Annotated in this window: 24 protein-coding genes, 1 tRNA gene and 1 rRNA gene (1 of these 26 only partly in view); 25 read left to right on the top strand and 1 reads right to left on the bottom strand. The window is 38.8% G+C overall.

What is annotated here, in order from left to right:
- The first annotated feature begins 23 nt into the window (after window positions 1-23).
- From spoVT to QNH48_RS00480, 8 genes are all read left to right on the top strand, one after another.
- Window positions 24-560, top strand: a complete 537-nt coding sequence (gene spoVT, locus QNH48_RS00445) for a stage V sporulation protein T (RefSeq protein ID WP_095250673.1) — start codon at window positions 24-26, stop codon at window positions 558-560.
- 148 nt (window positions 561-708) lie between these two features.
- On the top strand, window positions 709-2,331 hold the full coding sequence (locus QNH48_RS00450) for a putative polysaccharide biosynthesis protein (protein WP_283953362.1): 1,623 nt from the start codon (window positions 709-711) through the stop codon (window positions 2,329-2,331).
- 6 nt (window positions 2,332-2,337) lie between these two features.
- Entirely contained in the window at window positions 2,338-3,798 is a 1,461-nt protein-coding gene (gene yabN, locus QNH48_RS00455; protein ID WP_283955640.1) for a bifunctional methyltransferase/pyrophosphohydrolase YabN, read from the top strand.
- Between the two features lie 17 nt (window positions 3,799-3,815).
- A complete protein-coding gene (locus QNH48_RS00460) occupies window positions 3,816-4,085 on the top strand; it encodes an RNA-binding S4 domain-containing protein (RefSeq protein WP_090767940.1) in 270 nt (89 codons plus the stop codon).
- Between the two features lie 90 nt (window positions 4,086-4,175).
- Complete coding sequence (gene yabP, locus QNH48_RS00465; RefSeq protein ID WP_095250671.1) at window positions 4,176-4,478, top strand: sporulation protein YabP; 303 nt, start codon at window positions 4,176-4,178, stop codon at window positions 4,476-4,478.
- Window positions 4,475-5,107 (top strand): spore cortex biosynthesis protein YabQ, encoded by a 633-nt coding sequence (gene yabQ, locus QNH48_RS00470; protein ID WP_283953363.1) that lies wholly within the window; start codon window positions 4,475-4,477, stop codon window positions 5,105-5,107. Before yabP ends, yabQ begins: the two co-directional genes overlap by 4 nt.
- Before the next feature lie 14 nt (window positions 5,108-5,121).
- Entirely contained in the window at window positions 5,122-5,514 is a 393-nt protein-coding gene (locus QNH48_RS00475; RefSeq protein WP_095250669.1) for an FtsB family cell division protein, read from the top strand.
- 88 nt (window positions 5,515-5,602) lie between these two features.
- Window positions 5,603-6,046, top strand: coding sequence for a S1 domain-containing RNA-binding protein (locus tag QNH48_RS00480; protein ID WP_095250668.1), 444 nt, complete (start codon window positions 5,603-5,605; stop codon window positions 6,044-6,046).
- 189 nt (window positions 6,047-6,235) lie between these two features.
- On the opposite strand, the gene QNH48_RS00485 is transcribed toward QNH48_RS00480, so the two are convergent.
- Window positions 6,236-6,309, bottom strand: a tRNA-Met gene (locus QNH48_RS00485).
- A 247-nt stretch (window positions 6,310-6,556) separates the two neighbouring features.
- Here QNH48_RS00485 and spoIIE point away from each other — a divergent pair.
- The 17 genes from spoIIE to QNH48_RS00570 form a co-directional block, all read left to right on the top strand.
- Window positions 6,557-9,037: a stage II sporulation protein E gene (spoIIE, locus tag QNH48_RS00490; protein ID WP_283953364.1), complete on the top strand. Its 2,481-nt coding sequence runs from the start codon at window positions 6,557-6,559 to the stop codon at window positions 9,035-9,037.
- 95 nt (window positions 9,038-9,132) lie between these two features.
- Complete coding sequence (locus QNH48_RS00495) at window positions 9,133-9,870, top strand: vWA domain-containing protein (RefSeq protein ID WP_133372063.1); 738 nt, start codon at window positions 9,133-9,135, stop codon at window positions 9,868-9,870.
- Window positions 9,839-10,852: a protein kinase domain-containing protein gene (locus QNH48_RS00500; RefSeq protein WP_283955641.1), complete on the top strand. Its 1,014-nt coding sequence runs from the start codon at window positions 9,839-9,841 to the stop codon at window positions 10,850-10,852. Before QNH48_RS00495 ends, QNH48_RS00500 begins: the two co-directional genes overlap by 32 nt.
- A gap of 154 nt (window positions 10,853-11,006) precedes the next feature.
- Window positions 11,007-12,395, top strand: a complete 1,389-nt coding sequence (tilS, locus tag QNH48_RS00505; protein WP_283953365.1) for a tRNA lysidine(34) synthetase TilS — start codon at window positions 11,007-11,009, stop codon at window positions 12,393-12,395.
- Between the two features lie 23 nt (window positions 12,396-12,418).
- A complete protein-coding gene (hpt, locus tag QNH48_RS00510; protein WP_133372053.1) occupies window positions 12,419-12,967 on the top strand; it encodes a hypoxanthine phosphoribosyltransferase in 549 nt (182 codons plus the stop codon).
- Window positions 12,968-13,055: 88 nt separating this feature from the next.
- A complete protein-coding gene (gene ftsH, locus QNH48_RS00515) occupies window positions 13,056-15,002 on the top strand; it encodes an ATP-dependent zinc metalloprotease FtsH (protein ID WP_283953366.1) in 1,947 nt (648 codons plus the stop codon).
- A 112-nt stretch (window positions 15,003-15,114) separates the two neighbouring features.
- Entirely contained in the window at window positions 15,115-15,900 is a 786-nt protein-coding gene (locus QNH48_RS00520) for a type III pantothenate kinase (RefSeq protein ID WP_283953367.1), read from the top strand.
- 14 nt (window positions 15,901-15,914) lie between these two features.
- Entirely contained in the window at window positions 15,915-16,793 is an 879-nt protein-coding gene (gene hslO / locus QNH48_RS00525) for an Hsp33 family molecular chaperone HslO (RefSeq protein WP_283953368.1), read from the top strand.
- A gap of 21 nt (window positions 16,794-16,814) precedes the next feature.
- Window positions 16,815-17,699, top strand: coding sequence for a peptidyl-prolyl cis-trans isomerase (locus QNH48_RS00530; RefSeq protein WP_283953369.1), 885 nt, complete (start codon window positions 16,815-16,817; stop codon window positions 17,697-17,699).
- A gap of 146 nt (window positions 17,700-17,845) precedes the next feature.
- Window positions 17,846-18,772, top strand: a complete 927-nt coding sequence (gene cysK / locus QNH48_RS00535) for a cysteine synthase A (protein WP_283953370.1) — start codon at window positions 17,846-17,848, stop codon at window positions 18,770-18,772.
- A gap of 182 nt (window positions 18,773-18,954) precedes the next feature.
- On the top strand, window positions 18,955-19,728 hold the full coding sequence (gene folP, locus QNH48_RS00540) for a dihydropteroate synthase (protein ID WP_283955642.1): 774 nt from the start codon (window positions 18,955-18,957) through the stop codon (window positions 19,726-19,728).
- Window positions 19,721-20,080 (top strand): dihydroneopterin aldolase, encoded by a 360-nt coding sequence (folB, locus tag QNH48_RS00545; RefSeq protein WP_283953371.1) that lies wholly within the window; start codon window positions 19,721-19,723, stop codon window positions 20,078-20,080. The genes folP and folB overlap by 8 nt, the downstream gene beginning before the upstream one ends.
- 2 nt (window positions 20,081-20,082) lie before the next feature.
- Window positions 20,083-20,610 (top strand): 2-amino-4-hydroxy-6-hydroxymethyldihydropteridine diphosphokinase, encoded by a 528-nt coding sequence (gene folK, locus QNH48_RS00550; RefSeq protein ID WP_283953372.1) that lies wholly within the window; start codon window positions 20,083-20,085, stop codon window positions 20,608-20,610.
- Complete coding sequence (locus QNH48_RS00555) at window positions 20,562-20,768, top strand: helix-turn-helix domain-containing protein (protein ID WP_095250655.1); 207 nt, start codon at window positions 20,562-20,564, stop codon at window positions 20,766-20,768. The genes folK and QNH48_RS00555 overlap by 49 nt, the downstream gene beginning before the upstream one ends.
- Window positions 20,769-20,786: 18 nt before the next feature.
- Entirely contained in the window at window positions 20,787-21,785 is a 999-nt protein-coding gene (dusB, locus tag QNH48_RS00560) for a tRNA dihydrouridine synthase DusB (RefSeq protein ID WP_283953373.1), read from the top strand.
- 382 nt (window positions 21,786-22,167) lie between these two features.
- Window positions 22,168-23,652, top strand: a complete 1,485-nt coding sequence (gene lysS, locus QNH48_RS00565) for a lysine--tRNA ligase (RefSeq protein WP_283953374.1) — start codon at window positions 22,168-22,170, stop codon at window positions 23,650-23,652.
- A gap of 344 nt (window positions 23,653-23,996) precedes the next feature.
- Window positions 23,997-24,455: ribosomal RNA gene (locus tag QNH48_RS00570) — 16S ribosomal RNA — on the top strand; it runs 1,091 nt beyond the window's last position.

Raw genomic sequence — 24,455 nt, forward strand, 5'->3', positions numbered from 1 at the left:
AGATGAAAGTGAGGCAACATTGGATGAAAGCAACTGGAATAGTTCGTCGAATCGATGATTTGGGTCGTGTTGTCATTCCCAAAGAAATACGCAGGACTCTGCGTATCCGTGAGGGGGATCCGTTAGAGATCTTTGTTGATCGAGATGGAGAAGTAATCTTAAAGAAGTATTCACCAATCAGCGAGTTAAGCGATTTTGCCAAAGAATATGCAGAAGCCCTATTTGACAGCCTCGGAAACCCGGTATTAATTTGTGATAGAGATAGTTATATTGCGTTAGCAGGAAGTTCTAAAAAGGATTATTTAAATAAAAATATAAGCGATTTAGTGGAAAAAACAATGGAAGACCGTAACTCAGTTCTAGTTACACAGCAAGGTGATATTGCATTAGCGGATGGGAATGATGAAACCATCTCATCTTATACAATTGGACCAATCATTGCAAATGGTGACCCAATTGGAGCCGTTATTATTTATGCAAAAGAAGGTACACTTGGTGAAGTCGAGAAAAAGGCTGTTGAAACCGCTGCTGGATTTTTAGCAAGACAAATGGAATCTTAGAACTAATAGTATTTTCACAAATAAAAGAGACAGCAGCTGCTGTCTCTTTTATTTGCCTTGTAATCAAGCCTCAGCTCCCGATTAGGGCGTTTTCGCTTTTTATTCTATGATATAATACTTTGGAGTTTAGTTAGTTAGGAGATAGGAAATGAAGCCCGTAAATCAATCGAAGGCTCTTTTTAGAGGGGCTTTTATTTTAGCACTTGCAGCACTGATAACAAAAATTCTAAGTGCTGTTTACCGGATTCCGTTTCAAAATATTGTCGGGGATGTTGGCTTTTACATATATCAGCAGGTTTATCCGTTCTATGGTCTTGCCATTGTGCTCGCAACAACAGGTTTTCCGGTTGTCATCTCTAAACTGTACGCTGAGCAAAGAGAAAAAAGAGATCCCGAGAAAACAAGAAGACTTTTATTCATCTCATTTATCATCCTGCAGTTATTTGGACTTTTATGTTTCATTATCCTTTACTTTGGTGCTGGTTATATTGCAAGCTGGATGAATGATGAGAAGTTGGCCATCTTACTAAGAGTTGTTTCCATTGTCTTTTTACTTTTTCCGATTGTATCAATCTTAAGAGGCTACTTCCAGGGAAAAGGAGATATGCTGCCCACTGCATTATCACAGGTTGGCGAACAATTAATAAGAGCCTTTACGATTCTCTTCTGTGCCTATAGTCTCACACAGTTAGGATATTCACTGTATCTAATCAGCGGCGGTGCCATGTTTGGGTCAATTACAGGAATCATGGTCTCGGCGATTATTTTGTTTACATTCCTTTATATACGTAAAGAATGGAATATAATTGCTCCAAGAAAAGGGATGCTTAATGGTTATCAACGAGAGGTTAGTGTTATTTTTAAAACCCTCGCCTTTCAAGGCCTAACAATCTGTATTAGTGGAATGCTAATGATTTTTATACAAATGGCAGATGCCATGAACCTATATTCGTTACTTACAGAAAACGGATATGAAAAGGATATGGCAAAGGCAGTAAAGGGAGTATTCGACCGCGGGCAGCCACTAATTCAATTAGGAACCATTGTTTCTGCTTCGATGTCCTTATCTCTCGTACCGTTGATAACAAGTGCAAGAATAAAAAAAGATGTTTCATTCTTACAGGATAAAATTCAGTTGGCCATTCGGATAAGTATTGTCATTGGAGTCGGAGCATCTGTAGGTCTTTGGGCCATTATTGAACCAGCCAATATCATGTTATTTGAGGATAACTCAGGCTCGTCAGTATTAGGAATATTAAGTTTTGTGATTCTCCTTAGCTCCATTATTACAACGATTATAGCCATTATGCAGGGGCTGGGGTCGTTACTTTTTCCAGCTGCTGTTGTTCTAGCAACCTTTCCTTTAAAGTATATTCTTAATGCTCTATTCGTTCCGATATTTGGAACAATGGGGGCGGCTTATGCTACCTTAATCACTTTGGCCTTGGTTTGTTTGCTATTATATGTAAAATTTAAAAGGATGCAGTCCAGTACGGTGCTGACGGTTCACTTTCTAGGAACACTTTTGACAGCAGCATTATTGATGATATTACTATTAAAAGGCTGCCTAGCCTTAACCAATATGATTACAATACCGGCTGGTACCGAAAGATTAATGGCAGCCATCCAGGCTTTAGGGTGTGCTTTTTTGGGAGGCTTCCTTTTCTTATTTATTATTATTAGAGGAGGAGTATTTTTAGAAAAAGAACTATCACTATTTCCTTTCGGCAGCAAATTAAGCCTTTTATTACCTAAGAAGAATAGGAGTTAAAAGATGATGGGCAAATCAATTGAAATACTCGGTTTGGGGGCGGGCGACCTTGAACAGCTACCCTTTGGTGTTTACAAAAAATTAAAGAGTGCAAAACATGTTTATTTAAGGACGAAAGAACATCCTGTTGTGGATGAATTAGTTCAAGAAGGACTGAACTATACATCCTTTGATTCCATCTATGAAAAGCATGATCAATTTGAGGAAGTATATCAGGAGATTGTCCAAACCTTACTGCAAAAAGCAAACGGGGAACAGGTGATTTATGCAGTGCCTGGTCATCCACTTGTTGCCGAGCGGACTGTCCAGTTACTTTTGGAGTATGGACCTAAAGACGATATCGATATCATCATAGGTGGAGGTCAAAGCTTTGTTGATGCTCTCTTTCAATCATTAAAAATAGATCCAGTGGACGGTTTCCAACTTCTTGATGGAACCGCCCTTCAATCCCACCAGCTGCAAATCAACCAGCATATGTTTATTAGTCAGGTTTATGATCAGTTTGTAGCCTCTAATATTAAGCTGACGCTTATGGAAAGACTTCCTGATGATTATGAAGTGATCATTGTTTCTGCAGCAGGAAGCAGCAATGAACGACTTGAGCGGGTACCTTTGTATGAATTGGATCGAAAGGTAACTCTTGATAACCTTACTTCTGTCTATGTTCCTCCCGTACAGGATGAACAAATTATGTTGAAAACCTTTTCTAAGCTGCGAGAGATAATAGCAGTATTAAGAGGCCCAAATGGCTGTCCATGGGATAAGGAACAAACACATGAATCCTTGAAGAAATATCTAATTGAAGAGACGTATGAAGTAATTGAAGCAATCGATAGCGGAGATATTGACCATTTAGTCGAAGAACTTGGTGATGTCTTGCTCCAAGTGATGCTGCACTCCCAGATTGGGGAGGATGAAGGTTATTTTGCAATCGAAGATGTGATAGAGGGAATCTCTGCAAAAATGATTCGCAGACACCCACATGTCTTTGGAAATAAAGTAGTTGAGGATTCAGAAGAAGTCCTTCGAAACTGGCAGGAAATAAAGAAGCAGGAAAAAGGAGAGACAGAAGCCTCTCTTCTTGATGGTGTTTCCAAATCAATGCCGAATTTATTAAGAGCTTATGAAATTCAGAAGAAAGCGGCGAAAGTTGGCTTTGATTGGCAGGAAATAACACCAGCTTTAGAGAAAGTGAAAGAAGAGCTAGTGGAATTTGAGAATGAGATAAACAAAGAAAGCCTTATAGACGCAAAAAAAGAATTTGGCGATATCCTGTTTGCCTTCGTTAATGTAGCAAGATTTTTAAAAATTCATCCCGAAGAAGCATTATTTGAAACCAATGAAAAGTTTATTAGAAGGTTTCGTTATATTGAAGAAAAAGTAATGGAAAGCAAAAAGCCGATAGAGGACCATTCCTTAGAGGAGCTAGATCGGTTTTGGGATGAAGCGAAATTAAAGGGATTATAGAAATGGGGGACTATTGAATGAGACTAGATAAGTATTTAAAGGTATCAAGATTAATCAAAAGAAGAACATTGGCAAAAGAAGTATCCGATCAGGGAAGAATTCTCATAAATGGGAAAGAAGCAAAAGCTAGTTCAACGGTTAAAGTTGGTGATGAGCTGACAATCCGTCTTGGACAAAGACTGGTTACAGCAAGAATTGATCAGATTCAAGATACCACTCGAAAAGAAGCTGCTGCTGAAATGTACACGATTATCAAAGATGAAAGAATCGGGGAATCACAGTTCTAAGTGTAACAACTATAAAGGCTTGTTCTAATTCATTTGCCCTTTACATAAAAATGTACTAAAGGTTGTACAAATGATTGTGAGGGATGAATAATGAGCCAATATTATGAAACAAACCCTGTCAAAAGCACTGTTCCAGAGCATGATGTCATCATGAGAGGAAGGAAACTCCTCGATATAACAGGTGTTAAACAAGTAGAAAGCTTTGATAATGAGGAGTTCCTATTAGAAACCTCAATGGGTTTTTTAGCAATCAAAGGGCAAAATCTCCAAATGAAAAACTTGGATGTGGAAAAAGGAATTGTCTCCATTAAGGGAAAGATATTCGATTTAGTTTACCTAGACGAACAGCATGGGGAGAAAGCTAAAGGTTTCTTTAGTAAGTTATTCCGATGACCCTCTCCACTCAATTTCTCACCATGCTTTCGATGATTGGGATGGGGTCGCTGTTTGGTGTAATGTTTGATACCTATCAGCATTTCTTAGATCGCCCTAATCGAAAGTCATGGATTGTTTTTTTTAATGACTTGTTATTTTGGGTCATTCAAGCACTGATTATCTTTTATATCTTATTCCTTGTGAACAATGGAGAATTACGTTTCTACATTTTTGTTGCCCTCCTTTGTGGTTTTGCTGCTTACCAAAGTTTATTTAAAGGTATTTATCTAAGGCTGCTTGAATTCATAATTAAAACGGTAATTGCCATTTACAGATTTATGAGAAAGGCGTTTCAACTACTTATCTATAAACCTGTCCTTGGTCTAATCCAGTTGGTTATTTCCATTATCATCCTACTTGGCAGGGGGCTCTTTTCCCTTGTCAAATTTGTTTTAAAGATCTTATCGGTTGTTCTTAGGGTGATATGGGTACCAATTGAAAAAATAATGTTACTTCTATGGAAACTTTTGCCGAAAACTATTAAAAAATCCGTCGAGAAGTTATATAATAAAACGGCAGGAATTTTTATGGAAATCAAGAATTATTTACTAAAGCTAATGAAAAAGTGGAAAAAACCAAAAAAATAAGGGGGGAAGGGAAAATGAGCTCAGTAGGAGATAAGAATATAGCAAAAATACAAACCACTTATGTACACCAACAAGAAATCGCAGAAATTGCATCAGCTAGAAAAAGAAAGCTGCTATTCCGAAGGCTATCCTTGTTCTTAGTTTTCGCTGCTTTGATGTCCTATTTAATGATTACGAGCTTTATTTCCCAGTCCTCCACATTAGATAAAAAAGTGGCACAAAAGAAACAGCTTGAACAACAGATGACTCAATTAAAAAAACAGCAGGAAATCCTGAAAGAAGATATCGTTAAGTTAAATGATGATGATTACCTTGCTAAACTTGCTAGAAAAGAATATTTCTTCTCTGAAAACGGTGAAATTATCTTTAATATTCCGGAAGAGAATAAAGGTAAAAACAACCAATAACTAGTCTTATTGACACTTATTTTTCCCATTTTGTATAATATAAAGTAAGTATGATTTTTTTATTTTCTTAAGGAGGAAAATTCTTTTTATGTCAATCGAAGTAGGCAGCAAGTTACAAGGAAAGGTCACAGGGATTACAAAATTCGGAGCTTTTGTGGAGCTGCCTGATGGCTCAACTGGACTCGTACACATCAGTGAGGTTGCTGATAATTATGTGAAAGATATCAATGATCATCTTAAAGTTGGTGACCAAGTAGAAGTTAAAGTCATGAATGTTGAAAAAGATGGGAAAATTGGCCTTTCTATAAAAAAAGCAATTGATAAACCAGAGGCTCAGCAAAAGTACCGTTCACACTCGAGCTCACATTCACAACGCCCTCGTCAGAACAGGTCAAATGATCGAAATGCTCCAAGAGTAGAGACGTTTGAGTCAAAAATGGCGAAGTTTTTAAAAGATAGTGAGGATCGTTTAACTTCTTTAAAACGTCATACAGAATCTAAGCGTGGCGGAAGAGGAGCTAAAAGAGGTTAACTTGTTGCTTATATTAAAATATTAATTTAGAAAGACAGGTCTAGCGGCTTGTCTTTTTTATTTTTAGACAACAAAAAAGACAGGTCTAGCGGCTTGTCTTTTTTGTTGTCTAAAAATAAAAAAGCATTGAAATAATCAATGCTTTTCGTTTGTCTAGCTGCAGCGCATAGGGGCTGCAGCTTTTCGTTATAGCGGCGGAGGGGATCGAACCCCCGACCTTACGGGTATGAACCGTACGCTCTAGCCAGCTGAGCTACACCGCCAAGTATTTAAGACACAAGTTATATAATACATATGATAGAACAAGGTGTCAATGAATTTTTATTTAAATTGAAATACCTATTTATTTGCTCCAATATTCCGACACCATTTCAATTTGTCAACATTAATTGAATAAATATAGTGGAAACCGTCGAACGAAACTTTGCATACGTTCACTAATCTGACAAAATTTTGAATCTATTAATTTTATAATAGTCATTAACAAGAATTAATAGAGGAGTGTGATTTATGGAAAAGCTAGAACGGAGTTTACTAGAACCGGTCGGAGAGGTTAACTTTAAATCCTCTAAATGGTCTTGGGACAGCGTCTTGAAAAAATTCCAGTTAAAAGTTGAATCCTTCTTCCTTGTAAAAGGTTACCTTTTACTTTTGGTTGGTTTCTTACTAGGAAGAGCTTTGATATTGTCTACGCTTGCTCCCTTTAGTCTGCCGTTTTTCGCTGCAGTCTTTCTTATAAAAAGAGATAGGTCTCCACTTGCCTTAGTGGGGTTGGTTGCGGGTGCCGCAACTGTCTCCTTAAAGAATGCCGCATTTACCTTTTTGGTGTCCATCCTTTTTCTAGTTATTTACCGAATTAGTGAACGATGGGTAAAAAATGAGATGAGAATGATTCCATTCTTTGTAGCCATTATTCTAGGGACAGGAAAATTAGCCGAAGCTTTTATTATATCTAAGCAGCTTTCATTATATGACGCTATGATGGTTGGAGTTCAGGCTAGTCTTGCCTTTATCCTAACACTTATCTTTTTACAGAGCATCCCCTTATTAATTTTAAACAAGCGCAGGCAGTTGTTAAAAACAGAGGAGATTGTCTGCTTAATTATTATGCTTGCTTCTATTATGACGGGAACCATCGGCTGGAAGATTTACGATTTATCACTTGAGCATATTCTGTCACGCTACCTTGTTTTAGTATTTTCCTTTATTGCGGGAGCAACGGTTGGTTCGACAGTTGGGGTCGTTACCGGTTTAATCTTTAGCCTTGCTAGTGTTTCAAGTTTCTATCATATGAGTTTACTCGCGTTTTCAGGGGTATTAGGCGGTTTGTTAAAGGAAGGAAAAAAGATAGGCGTTGCAATTGGCTTGTTTATTTCAACGCTGTTAATTGGAATGTATGGTCAGGAGGGCGGTACCGGAACCTTAACCATTACACTAATGGAGTCTGGGGCAGCTATCCTCCTATTCCTTTTAACACCCCAGATATTTACTTCTAAGCTTGCCAAATATATACCAGGTACACCAGAATACACAACCGAACAACAAAAATATATGAGGAAAATGCGTGATGTGACAGCACAGCGGGTTGCTCAGTTCTCTAATGTCTTCCATGCACTTTCAAAAAGTTTTTCACAAATGGAAGTAAAGCCTAGTGTTGACGAGGATGCACGCGAAATGGATTTCTTTATGAGTCACGTAACGGAAAAAACCTGTAACACATGCTTTAAGAAGGAGCAGTGCTGGGCGAAGAATTTTAATACCACCTATGGGTACTTGGAAGAAATTATTCATGAAATGGACCAAAATGATGGTGTCGTTTCTCCTAAATTATCTCGTGAGTGGGAAAAGCACTGTACCCGGACAAAAAGAGTGTATGAAGCGGTCGGACAAGAGTTGACCTTTTATCAAGCAAACCAAAAGCTAAAGAAACAGGTTCAGGAAAGTAGAAAACTTGTCGCAGATCAACTACTTGGAGTGTCGGAGGTAATGGATAACTTCGCAAAGGAAATACAGCGCGAAAGAGAAAACCATCATAAACAAGAGGAACAAATTATGGAGGCGATTCAGGCTTTTGGTGTTCATGTTGAACATGTTGAGATTTATAGTCTAGAGTCGGGAAATGTGGATATCGAAATGTCCGTCCCTTTCTGCAATGGGCATGGTGAGTGTGAGAAATTAATTGCACCAATGCTTTCAGATATCCTCGGGGAGCAGATTATCGTTAGCTCTGAAGAATGTGCTGCATATCCGAATGGTTTCTGCCACGTAATCTTTCGTTCATCAAAAGCCTATACGGTTGAAACAGGAATGGCCCACGCTGCCATGGATGGTGGTTTTGTTTCAGGTGACAGCTATTCAACAATGGAATTGGGGCTTGGGAAGTTCGCAATCGCGATAAGTGATGGTATGGGAAATGGGGAAAGAGCTCATTATGAGAGCAAGGAGACACTGCAGCTTTTACAAAAAATACTGCAATCCGGAATTGAAGAAAGAGTTGCCATTAAGTCAGTGAACTCAATCCTTTCCCTTCGTACGACAGATGAAATTTTTTCAACATTAGACTTAGCCATGATTGACCTGCAAAACGCATCAGCGAAGTTTTTGAAAATTGGCTCCACTCCTAGTTTTATTAAAAGGGGAAATAAGGTAATAAAAATTCAGGCTAGTAATCTGCCAATCGGTATACTAGAAGAATTTGAAGTAGATGTGGTTAGCGAGCAACTAAAGGCAGGAGATCTACTCATTATGATGAGTGATGGAATATTTGAGGGCCCTAAACATGTAGAGAACTACGACTTATGGATGAAGCGTAAAATACAAGAATTACAAACAGATGATCCTCAGGAAATATCCGACTTAATATTAGAAGAGGTAATTCGGTCACGGGATAACTCAATTGGAGATGATATGACCATTGCTGTGGCAATAATAAAACACAATACACCTAAATGGGCTAGTATTCCTGTTACGAAGTTGAAGAAACAAGCTTAATCAATTATATTATGCTGTTTACCCTTTGAATATGTATAAATCCCCTCCACCGTGTCGAAAATGGAAGTAACTCGAAAAGTGGAGGGAGAATGAGTATGTATACAGGGAAAATTCGTCAGATTCTATTAATAACAGACGGCTGTTCAAATCAAGGGGAAGATCCTATTGCGATGGCGGCTCTTGCAAAAGAACAAGGTATTTCCGTAAATGTTATCGGTGTTATGGAGCAGGATGTAATTGATGAAAAGGGTATGACGGAAATTGAAGGAATAGCCATGTCTGGCGGCGGAGTCAGTCAAATCGTTTATGCTCAGCAACTCTCACAAACGGTCCAAATGGTTACAAGGAAAGCAATGACCCAGACAATCCAAGGTGTGGTAAACCGAGAATTACAGCAAATTCTTGGCCGCTCACAAACCATTGAAGATCTTCCTCCTGAGAAAAGAGGGGAAGTAATGGAAGTGGTCGATGAGCTTGGAGAAACTGTCGAATTAGAGGTGTTGATTCTTGTCGATACAAGTGCAAGTATGAAACACAAGCTTCCTACCGTAAAAGAGGCACTACTTGACCTATCGCTAAGCCTGAATGCACGTACAGGTGATAATCAGTTTGCAGTTTTTGTATTTCCCGGGAAAAAGAATGATGTCGAAAAAATTCTAGACTGGACACCAAAGCTACAATCTTTGACAAGTATCTTCTCCCAGCTTACAACAGGTGGAATTACTCCAACAGGACCTGCAATTCGTACAGCACTAACTTCATTTAATTCAAAACGTTCATTAAGGAGTCTTTTGACCGGTGATGATGAATCATTCATTGAAGAGTCGATGTAAGGTATCACCTGGCACTATAATCACTGGAAAATGGCATTCAAATAAATATACAGTTCTAAAGGAACTCGGATTTGGAGCAAACGGCATTGTCTACCTTGCAAAGTTTAAAAACACGCAGGTAGCGTTAAAGATGAGTGATAACGGAATGTCTATTACCTCTGAGGTAAATGTATTAAGGTCATTTGCGAAGGTCCAGGGGTCAACCCTCGGACCTTCTTTGCTTGATGTAGATGATTGGAAAAGTAATCGAGGACAGATTTCATTTTACGCCATGGAATATATTCAAGGCCCTGACTTATTGACATTTATTCAAAGTAAAGGGAAATCATGGACCACTGTTCTTTTTCTGCAATTGTTAAATGACTTGAATAAATTGCATGAAAATGGCTGGGTATTTGGGGATTTAAAGCCAGAAAACCTAATTGTTACTGGTCCCACCCCTAAGATTAGGTGTATTGATGTCGGTGGAACAACTCTTCAAGGAAGAGCCATTAAGGAGTTTACTGAGTTTTATGATAGAGGGTACTGGGGATTAGGGTCAAGAAAAGCCGATCCGGCTTATGATTTATTTGCTGTCGCAATGATTATGATTAATACTGCCTACCCAAAACGATTTAATAAAACAACGGGTGGAATTGCCCAGCTTAGAGAAGCCATTCGAAAACAGAAGGATTTACTTCCACTAGAAAAAGTCATTGTAAAAGCACTTTATGGACAATATTCGAATGCACTCCAAATGAGAACAGAATTATTATCCCTTGTCATGGATAATAAAAATAGTCATCCTGGAAATAAACAACCCGTAACCAATCCCACCACTAGTACCCATCAAAAACAAAAAGTAAGCCAGGCAGTAAGTCAGCCTAAAAGCAGGCAGACGTACCGTAGAAAGAAGAAAAAAAGCCGCTGGTTCGAAACAATCTGTATTACAACCTTCATTACACTTTTATACTTATTGTATATTTTTCAAAAACTTTTATGATTTTTGAAACTAATGGTTCAACATTTCGTATAAAAGGGAAGGAAAAAAAGACCTAATCAATTAGGTCTTTGTTTTTGATACTTTTGTCATAAAAGTGGTAAGCTAGTGATATTCAAAATAATTTTTAAAGAATCTTTATAAGGAAGAATGCAAAATGTTAGAAGCAAAGGTAGCTGCACTACTCAATCGCCTTTCATTTCAAATAGAAAATAAAAAAGTGGTGGTTGGAGTTTCGGGCGGACCAGATTCACTGGCATTGCTTCACTTCTTGTGGATGCAAAGGGAAGAGAAAAACCTCTCCATTGTAGCTGCACACGTAGATCATATGTTTCGTGGCCAAGAATCATTTGAAGATGCTTTATTCGTGAAGGCTTATTGTGAACAAAAGGAAATTCCGTTTGAAATGGCACGAATAAATGTTCCTGAAATCATTCAGAGAACAAGGAAAAACTCGCAAGTTGCATCCAGACAAGCAAGATATGAGTTTTTTGAAGGAATAATGGAAAAATATAATTATGACTTTTTAGCCCTTGGTCATCATGGTGACGATCAAGTTGAGACGATTTTAATGCGATTGACAAGAGGGAGTTCTGGTGCTGCAAGAGCAGGGATTCCGTTCACGAGACCTTTTGGGAATGGATTTATTATTCGCCCTTTCCTATCGTTAACGAAGTCAGAGCTTGCAGAATATTGTCAGAAGCAGCATTTAGTACCTAGACTAGACCCAAGCAATAAAAAAAATATTTATAGCAGGAATCGTTTTCGAAATGAAGTTCTTCCCTTTTTAAAAGCAGAAAATCAAAATGTCCATGAACATTTTCAACGTTTTAGTGAAGATGTACAGAACGATGAAATACTTCTTCAGGAATTAACTGTCCAAAGAATGAATAAAGTAATGAAAATGGGGGAAGGAAATAGAATTTCCATTGACATAATCCCTTTTCTAGAAATGCCAATTCCTTTACAAAGAAGAGGTATTCAACTAATATTAAACTATCTTTACAAAGTAATACCAGTGTCACTTTCTGCTTTACATATTGATGATATTCTATCTTTAATTCGACATCATCATCCTTCTGGAACACTTGATCTTCCCATTGGACTAAAAGTGATTCGTTCGTATTCACAGCTTTCCTTCCAATTTGAAGTGAAAGCGAGTACACCTTATTCCTATGAACTATCAGGACCTGGTGTAATTAAATTACCTAATGGGGCAAGTATTAGAATGGATGTAATTGATGATAAAGATACTATTGAGACAAAAGGATTTTATGCACTATTTCCTGCTGACAAGATTAAGCTGCCCATCGAGATTCGAACCAGAAAAATAGGGGACCGCATGAACCCGAAAGGAATGACTGGAACTAAAAAACTAAAGGATATTTTTATCGATAGTAAAGTTCCTATTCAGGATCGAGATTCATGGCCTGTTATTACTGACAAAGATGGGTGGATTCTATGGCTTCCTGGATTAAAAAAATCTGCTATCGAAGGCATTAATCATTCAACAAGTCAGTATATACTACTCACATATAATAAGTAATGATCTTCTAGGAGGCGCAATTTATGATGAATCAGGATATTGAAAAGGTGTTAGTTTCTGAAGAGGAAATTCAGGAAAAAATCAAGGTGTTAGCGGCTGAATTAACGGAGGAATATAAAGATACGGTTCCTCTTGCTATCTGTGTTCTAAAGGGTGCAATGCCATTTATGGCTGATTTACTAAAACGAATGGATTGTTATCTAGAAATGGATTTTATGGATGTTTCGAGCTATGGATCTGGTTTTGTTTCTTCAGGAGAAGTGAAAATTCTAAAGGATTTAGATACTTCAGTAGAAGGAAGAGACATCTTAATTATTGAGGATATCATCGATAGCGGCTTAACATTAAGCTATCTCTATGATTTATTCCGATATAGGAAGGCAAAATCAATCAAAATTGTTACCCTGCTTGACAAACCAACAGGAAGGAAGAGTGCAATAAAGGCGGATTATGTTGGTTTTATTGTCCCAGATGAATTTGTGGTAGGATACGGTTTAGACTATCTCGAAAAATACCGGAACCTTCCATATATTGGAGTTTTAAAACCAGAAGTATATAGCGATAATCTTTAAGTGAAACTAAAACCAGATTAATTTAAGAATTGGAATGATTTTCTATGATACTATCTAAAAAAGTTTTTATCGCGGGAGGAGGTAAGAGATGAATCGGATTTTCCGTAATACCATCTTTTATTTATTGATATTTTTAGTCATAATTGGCGTGGTAAGCTTCTTCAATGGCAGCAACGAACCTACGGATAACATTTCTTACAATGAGTTTGTAGCACATTTAGAAAAGAATGAAGTGGACGAATTTTCGATGCAGCCTGAACGTGGGGTATTTGAAGTTCGGGGGAAGTTTGAAAAAGAGATAAAAAGTGGTAAGAACTTCTTAACGTATGTACCAAACAGTGAGAAAATTCTAGAGCGTATTGATGCAGCAGGTTCGAAGGTAGAAGTAATGCCTGCTAAAGAAACTAGTGGATGGGTAACATTCTTTACCTCCATTATTCCATTTGTGATTATCTTTATCTTATTCTTCTTCTTATTAAATCAAGCTCAAGGCGGCGGAAGCCGTGTTATGAACTTTGGTAAGAGTAAAGCAAAGCTTTACAATGATGACAAGAAGAAGGCTCGATTTAAGGATGTTGCTGGAGCGGATGAAGAAAAACAAGAATTAGTCGAAGTGGTAGAATTCCTTAAGGATCCTAGGAAATTTGCGGAACTTGGTGCCCGTATTCCAAAAGGAGTACTCCTTGTGGGTCCCCCAGGTACAGGTAAAACTTTACTTGCACGTGCAGTAGCAGGTGAAGCTGGTGTTCCTTTCTTCTCTATTAGTGGTTCTGACTTCGTTGAAATGTTTGTTGGGGTCGGTGCATCCCGTGTACGTGATTTATTCGAAAATGCAAAGAAAAATGCTCCATGTATCATTTTTATCGATGAAATTGATGCGGTCGGCCGTCAACGTGGTGCTGGTTTAGGCGGAGGTCACGATGAGCGTGAGCAAACCTTGAACCAATTACTAGTTGAGATGGATGGATTCGGGGCAAATGAAGGAATCATTATTATTGCCGCTACAAACCGTCCAGATATCCTTGACCCTGCGTTATTGCGTCCAGGACGTTTTGACCGTCAAATTACTGTTGATCGTCCAGATGTTAATGGCCGTGAAGCAGTCCTTAAAGTACATGCAAAGAATAAACCATTAGATGAAGCCGTTAACTTAAAAAATATCGCGATGCGTACACCAGGTTTTTCTGGTGCAGACTTAGAAAACTTATTAAATGAAGCAGCCTTAGTTGCTGCTCGTCAGAATAAGAAGAAGGTCGACATGGAAGATATTGATGAAGCAACGGACAGGGTCATTGCTGGTCCTGCTAAAAAGACTCGTGTTATCTCAAAGAAAGAACGCAATATTGTTGCTTTCCATGAAGGCGGGCATACAGTAATTGGATTAATCCTTAATGAGGCAGATATGGTTCATAAGGTTACAATCGTACCTCGTGGTCAAGCCGGCGGATACGCAGTGATGCTTCCAAGGGAAGACCGTTACTTTATGACGAAGCCAGAATTACTTGATAAAATTGTGGGCTTATTGGGTGGACGTGTTGCAGAAGAGATTGTCTTTGGTGAGGTAAGTACTGGAGCTCACAATGATTTCCAACGTGCGACAGGAATTGCTCGTAAAATGGTTACTGAATTTGGTATGAGTGATAAGCTTGGCGTAGGACAATTCGGTCAGGCTTCAGGCGGTCAAGTATTCTTGGGCCGTGACATTCATAATGAGCAAAACTATTCCGATGCCATTGCCTTTGAAATTGACCTTGAAATTCAACGCATTCTTAAAGAATGTTATGAAAGAGCTAAAACGATTCTTACTGAGAATCGTGATAAACTTGACCTGATTGCTAAGACTCTTCTTGAAGTCGAAACGCTCAATGCAGAACAAATCGATTATTTAATTAAAAATGGCCGTATGCCAGAATCTGCAGCTGAACTAGAAAGTGTTCAAGTTGATATGAAAAAATCAGATGATGTGAAGGTAAATATCAATACAAAGAAGGATGAAGGACCTGCCAGTCAGCCTTCTGACACAGAGGATAAGTAATGTTTTAAAAAGAGTGCTTACAAAAAAGCACTCTTTTTTTTCACGATAAAAGTAATTATGATATGATGTTTGCAGAATGACATAAGAAATATCAGAAAAGTGAGTGATTCTTTTGATTTTCGTATTTGACGTAGGTAATACCAATACTGTTTTAGGTGTATATAATGGGGAAGAACTTAAGTATCATTGGCGTGTAGAAACAAACCGAAACCGGACTGAGGATGAATTCGGGATGATTATTAAATCCTTATTTGATGCTTCTGGTCTATCGTTTTCCCAAATAGATGGAATTATCATTTCTTCTGTTGTCCCGCCTATTATGTTTGCCCTGGAAAGAATGTGTAAAAAATACTTTCAACTCAGTCCGTTAGTGGTCGGGCCTGGGATCAAAACAGGCCTTAATATTAAATATGAAAATCCTAGAGAAGTTGGGGCTGACCGTATCGTTAATGCCGTTGCTGCTATTCATGAATATGGAAGCCCGTTGATTATTGTGGATTTTGGTACGGCTACAACCTATTGCTACATCAATGAACAACGGCAATATATGGGCGGCGCGATTGCACCAGGGATTGGTATCTCGACGGAGGCTCTATACTCGAAGGCTGCAAAACTGCCAAGAATTGATATAGCACGTCCTGAAGGTGTAATTGGGAAAAATACAGTAGCTGCCATGCAGGCTGGAATTGTCTATGGTTATGTAGGTCAAGTTGAGGGAATTGTTAAAAGAATGATGGATCAAAGTGACCAAAAACCTACAGTTATTGCAACGGGAGGATTATCATCATTAATTGCCCAAGAATCCAAGATTATTGATATTGTTGATCCATTTTTAACTTTAAAAGGATTGCAGTTAATCTATAAGAGGAATATGGATACCCTAAGAAATAGCAACTAGAAAGGAGTTACATAATGACTGATTATTTAGTAAAGGCTTTGGCTTATAACGGCCAAATTAGAGCGTTTGCGGTACGTACAACTGAAGTAGTTTCTGAAGCGCAGCGCCGACATCAAACATGGCGGACAGCCTCAGCAGCCCTAGGGCGCTCTCTAACAGCCGGAGTTATGATGGGTGCAATGTTGAAGGGTGAAGACAAATTAACCATCAAAATTGACGGAGGCGGACCAATTGGTGTCATCTTAGTCGATAGTAATGCAAAAGGGGATGTCCGTGGCTATGTTACAAATCCCCAAGTGGACTTTGAGGCAAATGAGCATGGGAAGTTAGATGTTCGCCGCGCGGTTGGTACTGACGGTACTTTATCGGTTGTTAAGGATACAGGTCTTCGTGATTTCTTCACGGGTCTTGTACCCATTGTCTCTGGAGAATTAGGCGAAGACTTCACCTATTACTTTGCCACTTCGGAACAGGTGCCTTCCTCTGTTGGGGTAGGTGTCTTGGTGAATCCCGACGATACAATCCTAGCAGCGGGCGGATTTATTTTTCAATTAATGCCGGGAATAAAGGATGAAACCATTACTAAGGTTGAAGAGCGTTTAAAAACGATTCCTCCGATTTCAAAATTAGTTGAACAAGGCCTTACTCCAGAAGAAATTTTGGAGGAGCTGTTCGGAAAGGAACAGGTAAATGTACTAGAAACAATGCCTGTTCAATTTCAGTGTGTGTGTTCAAAGAATAGATTTGCAGATGCAATTGTCGGTTTAGGTCAAGGTGAAATTGAGGATATGATTGTTGAGGATGGACAGGCAGAGGCTCATTGTCACTTTTGTAATGAAAAATATCTCTTCACGAAAGAAGAGCTTGAAGATCTAAAGAGCCAGGCAAAATAAAAAGCGCAGGGGGAGGAGTTTTTGAGACGAAAGAAGCTATGGATTGTTATTGCAGCACTTATTTTATTGAACTGTCTAACGATTGTCTTTTACCTTGCAAAAGGGAAAGAAACAATTAATGACGAAGTCGTTGCAACCGTGGGGAAAGGTGAAATTACAAGGCAAGAGTGGCTTAATGAGTTAGAGTCTCGATATGGAAAAGATGTACTAAGAGACATGATTGATCAAAAAGTTATTAAAGAAATGGCAGCAAAGTATAAAATTAAGGTCTCAGAGGATGATGTAGAACGCGAATATAGAATCCTTCAAACTACATACAGTTCTCCAAGTGAAAACAAAAAAACTACGGAGAAAAAGTGGAAAGAGCATATTCGTAATAGTCATATTCAGGAAGAAATCCTAACCAGAGATGTAAAGGTATCTCAAAAAGAAATGAAGGCGTATTTTGAAGCGAATAAAGAGCTTTATACCATTCCAACCGCCTATCATTTATCACATATTATTGTGAAATCAAGTGATGAAGCAGAAAAGGCAATCAAGGAACTGTCTCAAGGGTCGAGTTTTTCAGCTCTAGCGATGGAAAAATCCGTTGAAGAATTTTCTGCTAATGAAGGTGGAGACATCGGGTATATTATGGAAGGGGAGGAACGGTATCCTTCTGAATACCTTAAAGCAGCAAAGAAGTTAAAAAAAGGGGCCTGGAGTGAGCCAATTAAAGTGGAACAAGGCTATGCCATTGTTAAGCTTGTAGGGAAAATTGAGGAACAAAAGTATTCTTTTAAGGATGTTAAGCAGCAAATACGCAGAGAAATTGCACTTGAACAAATGAAAACTTCTGCCTCAACCGCAACCTTTTGGGAAGAAACAAAAGTAGAATGGTTTTATGGAAATAAGGACACAGACTAAGAGAAGCACAGAAGTAATTTTTCTGTGTTTTTATTTATAAATTTGGAAATTTCCCACAGCAAAAGTGTTGACAAAACCAATAGAAAACTGATAAATTTTACTATAATACCAATAAAAATACTCGGAATAAAGGAAGAGGTGCTCTAATGGTACGTGTAGCAAATTCAGTTGCAGAATTAGTTGGTCAAACTCCTATTGTTAAATTAAACAGATTAGTAGATGAAAACAGTGCAGAGGTTTATTTAAAGCTTGAGTATTTCAATCCTGGCAGTAGTGTAAAAGACCGTATTGCTTTGGCAATGATTGAAGCAGCAGAAGAGAAGGGTTTAATTAAACCTGGTGTTGATACGATTATTGAGCCTACAAGTGGAAATACAGGTATCGGTTTAGCTATGATTGCAGCAGCTAAAGGATACAAGGCAATTTTTGTTATGCCTGAAACAATGAGCTTGGAAAGAAGAAACCTGCTTCGTGCTTATGGTGCTGAGTTAGTACTTACACCAGGACCAGAAGGAATGAAAGGTGCTATTGCTAAAGCCAATGCACTTGCTGAAGAAAACGGATATTTCGTACCGCAGCAATTCGAAAATGAAGCAAATCCTGAAGTACACCGTAGAACTACTGGTAAGGAAATTGTGGAACAAATGGAACAACTTGACGCATTTATTTCAGGTATCGGTACTGGTGGAACAATCACAGGTGCAGGTGAAGTTCTTCGTGAGAAGTTCCCGAATGTGAAAATTTACGCGGTAGAACCTACTGATTCTCCAGTATTATCAGGCGGTAAGCCAGGTCCACACAAGATTCAAGGTATTGGAGCGGGCTTTGTTCCTGCTGTTTTAAGTACTGAAGTTTATGATGAAGTCATCCAAGTTCAAGCGGAAGAAGCTTTTACAGCTTCACGTCGAGCTGCAAAAGAGGAAGGAATCCTAGGTGGAATCTCTTCCGGAGCAGCTATTCATGCCGCTTTAGAAGTTGCCAAGAAACTTGGAAAAGGTAAAAAAGTACTGGCGATTATTCCTGATAATGGAGAACGTTATTTAAGTACACCGCTTTACCAATATGAAGATTAATCAGTAAAATAGGAGAGGTTTTAGCATAGAGCTATACCTCTTTTTTTTGCTTTAAAAAACATTTTTCTTGTATGATGTAAGAAGTATAAAAATTAGTGGAGGTTTTAAGGGTGCATACATCTGGGAAGTACAGTATTAAATGCGGACCATATCAGTTAGACTTCGGTAAAAAAACCTATATTATGGGGATTTTAAATGCAACCCCAGATTCATTCTCGGATGGTGGAAAGTACAATAATATAGAACAAGCAATTGAGCGTGCCAAAGAAATGGTTGAAAATGGAGCTGATATCATTGATATTGGCGGTGAATCTACCCGACCGGGGTATACTGTTATTTCTGAAAAGGAAGAGATTGAGCGTGTAGTTCCAGTCGTAGAAGCGATTGCTAAACATGTGCAGGTTCCTATTTCGATTGATACATATAAAGCAAAAGTTGCTCAAAGTGCCATTGAAGCAGGTGCCCATATTATTAATGATATTTGGGGTGCAAAGGCAGATGAAGGAATGGCAGCAGTGGCTGCAAAATATAATGCCCCCATTATCCTTATGCACAATCGAAATAATCGAGACTACTCCTTTTTCATAAGAGACGTGTTAAATGACCTGTACGAGAGTATAAATATCGTAAAACAAGCAGGTGTGAGAGATGATCAGATTATTTTAGACCCAGGAATCGGTTTTGCTAAAGACTTGAATGAGAACATTTTGATGATGCAAAACCTAGATACACTAACGGCTCTCGGCTACCCTGTCCTTTTAGGAACATCAAAAAAATCTATGATTGGACAAGCACTCAATCTTCCGATAACGGAAAGGATGGAAGGGACTGGCGCTAGTGTTTGTTATGGAATCCAAAAGGGATGTCAGATCATTCGTATACATGATGTTAAGGAAATGAGCAGAATGGCAAAAATGATGGATGTTCTAATGGGGAAGGGTGTCAGCCTTGGATAAAATATTTGTAAACCAAATGGAATTCTATGGGTATCATGGAGTCTTTCCTGAGGAAACAAGACTTGGTCAGCGTTTTATCGTAGATTTAATGGTGTTAATAGATTTAAAAAAAGCTGGTCAAAGTGATGAACTAGAGTATTCGGTAAACTATGGTGAGTTATTTCAGGTGTGTAAAGAAATTGTCGAGGGAAAACCGTATAAGCTTGTTGAAGCTATTGCGGAAAAAATTGCAGAAACTGTTTTGAAGCGGTTTACTCTTGTTTCCGAAGCAACTGTAAAGGTTATCAAACCAGACCCGCCAATACCCGGACATTATCGGTCTGTTGCAGTTGAAATTACAAGGAGAAGATAAAAATGGGAAATACAGCATTTATTGCCCTTGGATCTAACATCGGAAACAGGTATGATTATTTGACAGAAGCAATAAAACAACTAGCAGATCATCCTGAGATTAAAATGGTAAATATCTCCTCAATCTATGAAACGGATCCTGTAGGATTTGAAGATCAAGATTTATTTTTAAATATGGTGATTGAGGTTATGACTTCACTCTGTGCCCATGAATTACTAGATATTTGCTTAAATCTTGAATTAACACTTGGTAGGAAAAGGGAAATGGTATGGGGTCCAAGAACAATTGACCTTGACATTCTTCTCTATAACCAAGAAAATATTGAAACAGAGAAACTAATTATCCCGCATCCACGGATGCTAGAGCGGAATTTTGTCATGATACCTTTGTCAGAGATAAAACCTGACATAATCATTCCAAATATAGATAAACCACTTGAAGCATTAATCAATGAATTACCTAACAAAGAAGGAGTCCGATTATGGAAGCGGAAAAATGGGGAAGACGTATTCGAGCCTATCGGAAGCTAAAGGGATACACACAGGAAAGCTTTGCGAAGGAACTTAGTGTATCAGTATCAATTATAGGAGAAATCGAAAGAGGCAACCGGCTGCCTACAGGTGAGTTACTAAAGAAAATTGGTCAAACCTTAAATATTACCTTAGAGGAACTAGCACCAAATGAATAGAAGGGGAGGCATTATCGTATGTTGAAAATCGGCAATATTGAAATGAAAAATCAAGTCGTTTTAGCACCAATGGCTGGTGTATGTAACTCTGCCTTCCGTCTAACGGTTAAAGAGTTTGGTGCTGGTTTAGTTTGTGCGGAAATGGTCAGTGATAAAGGAATCGTTTTAAAAAATGCAAAAACGATGAATATGCTTTATATCGACGAACGTGAAAAACCATTAAGCCTGCAGATTTTTGGCGGCGAAAAGAAAACACTAGTTGAAGCTGCACAATTTGTAGATAAAAGTACGAACGCTGATATTATTGATATCAATATGGGCTGCCCAGTTCCCAAAATTACAAAATGTGACGCGGGGGCGAAATGGCTGTTAGACCCGGATAAAATCTATGAAATGGTTTCAGCTGTCGTTGAAGCGGTTGAAAAACCAGTAACCGTTAAAATGCGTATGGGCTGGGATGAGGACCATATTTTTGCAGTCAAAAATGCGCAGGCAGTAGAAAGAGCCGGCGGTCAAGCGATTGCGCTCCATGGTCGTACGCGTGTTCAAATGTATGAAGGAAAAGCGAACTGGGATATTATTAAAGAAGTAAAGCAATCAATTAATATCCCATTAATTGGGAATGGTGATGTCCAAACCCCTCAGGATGCAAAAAGGATGCTTGATGAAACCGGCTGTGATGGGGTAATGATTGGAAGAGCAGCTTTAGGAAACCCATGGATGATTTACCGTACAGTTCAATTCCTCAAAACTGGTAAACTTATGGGTGAGCCCTCCGTTCGAGAAAAAATGGATGTATGTATTTTACACTTAGACCGTTTAATTGCTTTGAAAAATGAAGATGTGGCAGTTAGAGAAATGCGTAAGCATGCAGCTTGGTATCTAAAAGGTGTAAAAGGCAACGCGAAAGTTAGAAATGCGATCAATGAGTGTAATACACGTAATCATATGGTAACCTTGTTAAATGATATGGTCGCAGATGTAGAAGAGAAGGAAAGCCAAGTAACTGTTTGCTAAAGTTGACATATCACTACTCTTTTTCTATAATAGCTTTGTTTAAACACATGACTGCCAGTGAAATACTGGCAGTTTTTATTTATAGTCTTTGTTATCGGTAACCGTTGGTTTTAGAACTCTGTTGATTTGTGCGGAAGGCGCTAGACTCCAGTGGGAGGACGGGACAGGGGAGACCCCGCAGGCGCTTAAGCGCCGAGGAGGCTTCCCGAACCGCCTGGAGCACAAATCAACAGCCTAATTTAACACAGCCTATTTATAAAGGACTTTTTTGATGTCTGAAATCTCAAGTTTGTGTAAAATAATAAAGTATGTAGAAAAAGTGAATGTGCGTAGCATGTACCAGAGGTTTACATAAAAAGAAAGTAATTGGAGTTGATTAGGTATGAGTCAAGAAGAATTAAATGACCAGCTGCAGGTCAGACGTGATAAAATGAACGCCATGCGTGAAAGAGGGTTAGATCCTTTTGGTAAGCGATATGACCGCTCTCATAATATTAAAGAATTAGTAGAGCAATATGCTGAATTGGAAAAAGAAGACCTTGAAGCGAAAGATGTTTCCGTTACTCTTGCAGGTAGGATAATGACGAAACGTGGTAAGGGTAAAGCGGGATTTGCTAATATCCAAGACCTTACCGGGCAGATTCAGGTATATGTTAGAGTTGATGCAATTGGTGCGGAGGCTTATGAAGTATTTGATTCCTCGGATCTAGGAGATATCATTGGTGTAAAGGGTACTCTATTTAAAACAAAGGTCGGTGAACTTTCCGTAAAGGTTCATGAGTTTGAGTTTTTGACAAAGGCTCTTCGTCCTCTGCCTGATAAATTCCACGGGCTCAAGGATGTGGAACAGCGCTACCGTCAACGATACCTTGACCTCATTATGAGCCAAGAAAGTAGATCTACTTTTATTACACGAAGCAAGATTATTCAATCAATGCGTCGTTACTTAGATAACCACGGCTATTTAGAGGTGGAAACACCAATGATGCACTCTATTGCTGGTGGTGCGTCAGCAAGACCGTTTATAACTCACCATAATGCTCTTGATATGGAACTTTACATGCGGATCGCCATTGAACTACACCTAAAGCGTCTAATCGTCGGAGGACTTGAAAAAGTGTACGAAATTGGCCGTGTATTCCGTAACGAAGGTGTTTCTACACGCCACAATCCTGAGTTTACGATGATCGAGCTTTATGAGGCATATGCGGATTACCAGGACATTATGAGTCTGACTGAAAATCTAATTGCCCACATTGCGAGAGAAGTATTAGGAACAACTACTATCCAATACGGAGAGTATGAAGTTAACCTTGAACCTGAGTGGAAAAGATTACACATGGTTGATGCGATAAAAGAATTTACAGGTGTAGACTTCTGGAAGCAAATGAGTGTAGAAGAAGCTCGGGAACTTGCAAAGGAACATAGAGTAGAGATTACCGAACATATGCTATATGGTCATATTGTTAATGAATTCTTTGAGCAAAAGGTTGAAGAAAAGTTAATTCAGCCAACCTTCATTTATGGTCATCCAGTTGAAATCTCTCCACTCGCTAAGAAGAACGAAGAAGATTCAAGATTTACGGATCGTTTTGAGTTATTTATCGTTGCTCGTGAACATGCCAATGCATTTACTGAGTTAAATGACCCAATTGACCAAAGGGAGCGCTTTGAAGCGCAATTAAAAGAGCGTGAGCAGGGTAATGATGAAGCGCATGAAATGGATGAGGACTTTGTAGAGGCATTGGAATACGGAATGCCGCCAACAGGTGGATTAGGAATCGGAATTGATCGTATTGTAATGTTACTAACCAACTCACCATCTATTCGTGACGTATTATTATTCCCATTAATGCGCCATCGTTAATGTTATTATAGAAAGCACTGGGCAACTGGTGCTTTTTGTTTTCTTGCTAAAAGATATTTGAAAATTATTATTTTAGTATATGGGACAAATAAGTTCGAAAAGGTATTGCGCTGAGGAATCAATGGTGGTATATTAATATCTGTTGTTGCGAAACAAACAACTTTTTAAAAAAAGAAGTTAAATAGTTGTTGACATTAAGTTAATAACTTGGTAAGATGATAAAGTCGCTTTTGAGCGATATGATTAATTGCTCTTTGAAAACTAAACAAACAAGAACGTCAACAAACAATTTTTTAGCTTTTTAGAAAAGCTAAGCCAACGTAACAAAATGAGCTATATCAACTTTCTTGGAGAGTTTGATCCTGGCTCAGGACGAACGCTGGCGGCGTGCCTAATACATGCAAGTCGAGCGAATCTTGAGGTGCTTGCACCTCTTGGTTAGCGGCGGACGGGTGAGTAACACGTGGGCAACCTGCCTGTAAGACTGGGATAACTTCGGGAAACCGGAGCTAATACCGGATAATCCTTTTCCTTTCATGAGGAAAAGCTGAAAGTCGGTTTACGCTGACACTTACAGATGGGCCCGCGGCGCATTAGCTAGTTGGTGAGGTAACGGCTCACCAAGGCGACGATGCGTAGCCGACCTGAGAGGGTGATCGGCCACACTGGGACTGAGACACGGCCCAGACTCCTACGGGAGGCAGCAGTAGGGAATCTTCCGCAATGGACGAAAGTCTGACGGAGCAACGCCGCGTGAGCGATGAAGGCCTTCGGGTCGTAAAGCTCTGTTGTTAGGGAAGAAC

It is taken from the genome of Neobacillus sp. YX16 (assembly GCF_030123505.1).
GTDB lineage: Bacteria > Bacillota > Bacilli > Bacillales > Cytobacillaceae > Neobacillus.

Bases quoted from the DNA above. Each gene is read 5' to 3' on its own strand.
- yabQ (WP_283953363.1), top strand. From the start codon at position 4,475: ATGACCCTCTCCACTCAATTTCTCACCATGCTTTCGATGATTGGGATG.
- QNH48_RS00555 (WP_095250655.1), top strand. From the start codon at position 20,562: ATGGAAGCGGAAAAATGGGGAAGACGTATTCGAGCCTATCGGAAGCTA.
- QNH48_RS00450 (WP_283953362.1), top strand. From the start codon at position 709: ATGAAGCCCGTAAATCAATCGAAGGCTCTTTTTAGAGGGGCTTTTATT.
- yabP (WP_095250671.1), top strand. From the start codon at position 4,176: ATGAGCCAATATTATGAAACAAACCCTGTCAAAAGCACTGTTCCAGAG.
- spoIIE (WP_283953364.1), top strand. From the start codon at position 6,557: ATGGAAAAGCTAGAACGGAGTTTACTAGAACCGGTCGGAGAGGTTAAC.
- QNH48_RS00500 (WP_283955641.1), top strand. From the start codon at position 9,839: ATGATGAATCATTCATTGAAGAGTCGATGTAAGGTATCACCTGGCACT.
- QNH48_RS00475 (WP_095250669.1), top strand. From the start codon at position 5,122: ATGAGCTCAGTAGGAGATAAGAATATAGCAAAAATACAAACCACTTAT.
- folK (WP_283953372.1), top strand. From the start codon at position 20,083: ATGGGAAATACAGCATTTATTGCCCTTGGATCTAACATCGGAAACAGG.
- folP (WP_283955642.1), top strand. From the start codon at position 18,955: ATGGGGATTTTAAATGCAACCCCAGATTCATTCTCGGATGGTGGAAAG.
- spoVT (WP_095250673.1), top strand. From the start codon at position 24: ATGAAAGCAACTGGAATAGTTCGTCGAATCGATGATTTGGGTCGTGTT.
- QNH48_RS00495 (WP_133372063.1), top strand. From the start codon at position 9,133: ATGTATACAGGGAAAATTCGTCAGATTCTATTAATAACAGACGGCTGT.
- dusB (WP_283953373.1), top strand. From the start codon at position 20,787: ATGTTGAAAATCGGCAATATTGAAATGAAAAATCAAGTCGTTTTAGCA.
- tilS (WP_283953365.1), top strand. From the start codon at position 11,007: ATGTTAGAAGCAAAGGTAGCTGCACTACTCAATCGCCTTTCATTTCAA.
- QNH48_RS00480 (WP_095250668.1), top strand. From the start codon at position 5,603: ATGTCAATCGAAGTAGGCAGCAAGTTACAAGGAAAGGTCACAGGGATT.
- QNH48_RS00460 (WP_090767940.1), top strand. From the start codon at position 3,816: ATGAGACTAGATAAGTATTTAAAGGTATCAAGATTAATCAAAAGAAGA.
- lysS (WP_283953374.1), top strand. From the start codon at position 22,168: ATGAGTCAAGAAGAATTAAATGACCAGCTGCAGGTCAGACGTGATAAA.
- yabN (WP_283955640.1), top strand. From the start codon at position 2,338: ATGGGCAAATCAATTGAAATACTCGGTTTGGGGGCGGGCGACCTTGAA.
- hpt (WP_133372053.1), top strand. From the start codon at position 12,419: ATGATGAATCAGGATATTGAAAAGGTGTTAGTTTCTGAAGAGGAAATT.
- ftsH (WP_283953366.1), top strand. From the start codon at position 13,056: ATGAATCGGATTTTCCGTAATACCATCTTTTATTTATTGATATTTTTA.
- hslO (WP_283953368.1), top strand. From the start codon at position 15,915: ATGACTGATTATTTAGTAAAGGCTTTGGCTTATAACGGCCAAATTAGA.
- cysK (WP_283953370.1), top strand. From the start codon at position 17,846: ATGGTACGTGTAGCAAATTCAGTTGCAGAATTAGTTGGTCAAACTCCT.